This window comes from Bradyrhizobium sp. Mp27, from assembly GCF_029953005.1.
Lineage (GTDB): Bacteria > Pseudomonadota > Alphaproteobacteria > Rhizobiales > Xanthobacteraceae > Bradyrhizobium > Bradyrhizobium barranii.
Genome location: NZ_JASAUS010000487.1, coordinates 1 through 1,462, shown reverse-complemented (window position 1 = coordinate 1,462; position 1,462 = coordinate 1). Strand labels below are relative to the sequence as shown.

Here is a 1,462-nt window from a genome sequence, read left to right as displayed (position 1 = left end):
TGGGCGTGCTGGTGCATGAACTCAGTCGGCTTTACCGGGCGTTCGAGGCTGGACAGGACGATCCTTTGCCGCCGTTGGCGATCCAGTATCCGGATTATGCCGCCTGGCAACGGCAGTGGCTGTCGGGGAACGGCTGCAGAAGCAGGCGAAGTATTGGCGCAACGCCCTGTCAGGCACGGCCCGTCTTGTCTTGCCGACGGACCGTGCGCGGCCGGCCCAGCAGTCGTTTGCCGGGGGCCAGTGTTCCTGTTGTCATCGATGCGGATCTGACGCGGGACTTGAAGCGGCTGAGCCGGCAGCATGGCACGACGTTGTTCCTGACGGTGCTGGCGGGCTGGGCGGCGGTGCTGTCGCGTCTGTCGGGGCAGGACGACCCTCCCCATCCGCTGCCAACAGAACTATCCGGGCCCGCTTTTCACGCTCCGGAAGCTGACTGAAACGGAGAGCGGCTTCGAACAAGAAAGTCTCAGCCAAGGGCGCGCAGAAAAGCTGGCGCCGTCTCGATGGCCATAACCAGTTCTTGGTGTTGCACGCCGGAAAGGATTGACAATTCTGTTTTAGAAAGTCGGTCTGACGCTCAATAACCCCGGTGATGACGCAAACGCGCCCGATGGACCTACCAAAAATGGTCGGCCGTACTGTTACAGGAACAGGGATATACTGTCGCTCTCAACGGAGTGAGATCTGTGCCTACACGATTAGATGTCATCGAACGGGGTTTAGCCGGAAGTATTTTCCGGTTCAAGGTTGAGCAAGAGAAGCCGTGTGTAAGGCGGAGTGTCTTGACAGATCGGGAGTAGATATAGTCTATATTGAGACTCCCTCATGACATTCAAGACGGGATCGAGGTCATCGCCAAGCCGACCGACCGTCAGCCCACAACCGCCGCCGCCTGACCGGCCCCGGCGGTCACCAAAATTCGGCGATAGCTCGCGACTCGGTCCTGCAGGTAGTACTATTCAGTGTCCCCATCACAGGAATGAGAAGCGACTATGACCTCGGACGTAATCTGTTCTTTCTGTAGAATGGAGGCGCAGCATGTTCTTGCGATCGTCACCGCTCCTGACGGAGCAGCTGCTATTTGTGATGAATGCGTTCAAGTGTGCGTTCAAGCTATCGCAGCTCGTTCACCTGAATGGTTGGAGAAGCATCGACGGTTCGTCGGGGAGCTAGGGAGCAGCGGCGGCTTTCAGCGGGAATAATCGATCAGTTTGAAGACCATCGCAAGCGCAGTCATGTTCGACAGGCAACCCTTGGATCGGATGGTGCGGTGGCGCACGGTAGCGAAGGTGCTTTCGAAGGGGCGTTTTGGTCGGGAAGCGCTTGCAGTATGGTCACCAACTCTTGGACCGTCATCGCGCCCACCGTGGTTTCGGGCGGTCACACGAGCAAGGCGAGTACTGTCAGCACGACCGGCACTAAGCTGCGCAATTGCGAATGACGACGGATGGGACTGCTCCAG

At 58.3% G+C, this 1,462-nt stretch carries 1 protein-coding gene and 1 pseudogene; one reads left to right on the top strand and one right to left on the bottom strand.

Annotated elements, in window-relative coordinates; genetic code table 11:
• Positions 1-437: condensation domain-containing protein (locus tag QJT78_RS51185; protein WP_281460876.1), on the top strand; the 437-nt coding region annotated here is incomplete at its 5' end.
• Positions 438-1,204: 767 nt separating this feature from the next.
• Here the strand turns inward: QJT78_RS51185 and QJT78_RS51180 are convergent.
• Positions 1,205-1,462: pseudogene (locus QJT78_RS51180) on the bottom strand (hypothetical protein); the annotation flags it as partial.